This is a genomic window from Acinetobacter sp. Res13-Abat-PEC15-P4-01 (genome assembly GCF_015676285.1).
In the GTDB taxonomy this organism is placed as follows: domain Bacteria; phylum Pseudomonadota; class Gammaproteobacteria; order Pseudomonadales; family Moraxellaceae; genus Acinetobacter; species Acinetobacter nematophilus.
Genome location: NZ_JADAIN010000032.1, coordinates 1 through 3,361, shown reverse-complemented (window position 1 = coordinate 3,361; position 3,361 = coordinate 1). Strand labels below are relative to the sequence as shown.

Sequence of the window (3,361 nt, the reverse complement as noted above, 5' to 3'; positions counted from 1 at the left end):
TAAATTTAAATGATATTAATCATTTTTTTTATCAATTAATAAAACAAATAACTAAAATTTCATGATGAGAGAATGAGATTCTTAATGTAAAAAATATTTAATTTCATGGCTTTATGTTTTTGTTGTGATGCATGTAATATCAGTTTGCTATTAAGATAATTTTATTTTTTATAAAAAATCAAGAAAAATTAAGTGAAGATTATCGTTGAGATTAAATCAATAATGCTTCTTTTTTATCCATGTAATAATGAGAACCATATCACAACCAATGTGGTGTTTGAAAAATTAAATTTGAAAGTTAATTTGCCATAAATTTATCGCCTATTTTAATAATGGTCAGAGGTTCAATGTGAATAAAATTTACAAACTAATATGGAATGCCCGTGCTCAAACTTGGGTCGTATGTTCAGAATTAGGTAAAATAACCAAAAACAGTAATAAGTGTAGTGCAATTACTGGCGGATTATCTACGGTTCTTCTAGCATCTTCAATCGCAATAAGTATGGGCGTTTCAGCTTCAACATGTGGTGATGGTACAACTGTTGCGACTGGCGGTACATGTGATCTAGGTATATATAACCCACGTGATAATGATGGCAAAGTGGGACAAATGATTGTCACCAATGGTGATACGGCTACTTTAACTGGGAATGCTTCAAATATAGAAAGCGGAAAAGAGTCTTATACATGGGTTGCTGCTCAAGATGTACAGTTTACAGGTGACGATCCATCAGGACAAGAAAGTCTGAATATTGGACAGAAAGATCAAGCTGTAGCCGTACCAGACCCAATCACAGGGAATAATTTTACTGTCGCCACATATGATTCAAATAAAATTGTAGCAGGAGATTGGGGAACCACAAGTATTCGAGTGGGTGTCGATGTTGGAGATGATCAATATATTGATGGGCGATTTGCTACAGTAAGTAATGGTGGAACATTAATTGTCAATATTGGCGATACATCGCAGTCAACACAGGCGTCGATGAATAATATTTTTATGCATGCAAAACAGACTGAATTGGTCAAGGCTGAACAAGGTGGTCATGTAGAGTGGGTTTCAAAAAACCACATCGAATTTGGTGATGATTATAGTTATTCAGGCGGTATCAACACGGGAGCATTTACCGCTAAAGTACCGAATTATGCAGGTACTTTTACTGGCTTTGATGGCAAAAATTATACAGTTACCAATGTTGATGAATTAAAAGCATATAATGAGATTTTGATTAGCGCATTACAGGCTGGTACTTTAACTTCACAAGAGGCTTATGATGCTGCTTTTAATCAAGCTCTATTGGGATATACTGACAAGACTTTTACTTACGAATATACCGTAACGCCAGGTGATGATGCGACCCAAGCGCAAGGATCAAGAACGTCATTACATGTGACAGGAAGTGGATCTACTGCGACAATTAAAAATGGTGCACATATAGAACAACGCTTTGCGCCTATTGTGATTGACCAAGGCGGGCAAGTGACCATTGAGGAAGGTGCAAGCGTATCAGGAAATGGCAACGATAACATTTTTCTATACGATGCAGGTGGCAGTTTAACCAATTATGGTGTTATTTCAGCGGGTTATTATGCTGGTGATAAATATGACACAACTCAGGCTGGCAATTATTCAGGTGCTTATGTTGAGGGGCGTGCGGTAACCGTAGCAAATGGGGCAAAATTTGATAACTACGGCATCATGAATGTGGCTGGATTTGACTATTTTGGAGGAGCCTCTGATAACTATGCGGTAACATTGACGGATTCTGAATTTAATAACCATAAGGATGCAATTATTAATGTTGCGGTAAGTAATAATCCTACTGGCGGCAGTGTGAGTGGGGTTATTGTTGGAAACAATAGTCGAGCTATCAATGACGGCATAATTTATGTAGGACGCGCTGCACAATATGATAAAACAGATGTAGTTGAAGACACTGAGAATAAAGTTGCACAATATGCGATGCATATTGCGAATGGTGCAAACAGCACATTAATTAATAATGGCGAAATTACGTTAGGTAGTAAAACTCAAAATGCTACCGCTATTGCTGTTGAAAATACCTCTGGCGCTAGTGTGAGTAATACGGGAACGATTAATGTAAATGGCGCTGCTGATGGAATACCATTTATGAGTGTAGGTATTCTTGCTAGTAATACAGCTGATTCTAATATTAACAATACAGGGAAAATTAATCTCACTGGCGTCAATGGCATTGGCGTTAAAACAGTAAGCAATCGCAATAACAGTGCAAAAGTCGTATTGGGCGATAGTAGTATCATCAATGTTGCGGGCGGTCGCGATGTGACTTCTGGTACACGTAACTATGGTGTCTGGACTGAAGGACAAGGCACACAAAGAGCCCAAACGGATGTTGGCGGTCAGATCAATTTGACTGGTGATGGTGCTATTGGTGTACATGCGCGTGGTAATGCTCAAATTAATGTGGCTTCTTCTGCTGTACCTACATTTAATAATGGTACTGACCAAATCGGTTTCTTTATTTATGGGCAAGATGCTGCGATCAATGTCGATGCTTCAAATATGGAAGTCAATACAGAACGCTCTACATTGTTTCGTATCGCAGAGGGGGCTGACCTTGCTGCAAGTGGTTTAAAACTCACAACATCTGGTAAAGATTCTGTGGGCGTGATGGGCACTGGTGCAGGTACTGTAATCAATACAACAGGTGGCATTTTTAATTTGACGGGGGATGGTTCAAATGCCATTACTGTTGAAGGTGGAGCATCAGGTTTGATTGATGCTGGAACGACCATAAATTTGCTGGGTGCAAATAGTATCGCGGGTATTGCTGATGGACAAAAACACGATTTAGCAGGTAATCCTGATGGTGCAATTGATTCATCAACCTTATTAACATCATCAGCAGATTTGAAATCCAACCAAACAGGTGTCACAGGTTATATTGTACGTAATCAGGCTACACTTGATTTAACAGGAGATTTGCATTTATCAGGCGCAGATTCGACTGGCGTATTATCGCAAGGTGGGATTGTGAATGTATCAAATTCAAATGTAAATGTTAAAGGTAATGCTTTTGTGGCTGATGGCAATAATAGCATTATTAATCTTAACAATACGCAGGTCCTTGGTAGTAATAATGTCTTAGATGTTAAATCTGGAACTTCACAATTTACAGCAATACATTCTGATTTGACAGGATTGACTAAAAAAGCAGATACAGCGACGTCAATGCTCAATTTATCTGATTTAACATGGCAGTTGACAGAAGCAAATGGAGACAAAACTGCGCAATTTACTAACTTGAATTTAGTAGATTCCCGTTTGGTTGCATATGACTTAAATAATCAAGCGAATAAGATACATTCTAACTTTATC

General features: G+C 38.1%; 1 protein-coding gene. It reads left to right on the top strand.

The window, feature by feature from the left end; translation table 11 throughout:
• Nucleotides 1-349: 349 nt before the first annotated feature.
• Nucleotides 350-3,361, top strand: a 3,012-nt coding sequence (locus IMO47_RS12655; protein ID WP_196077871.1) for an ESPR domain-containing protein, incomplete at its 3' end; no start/stop codon positions are given.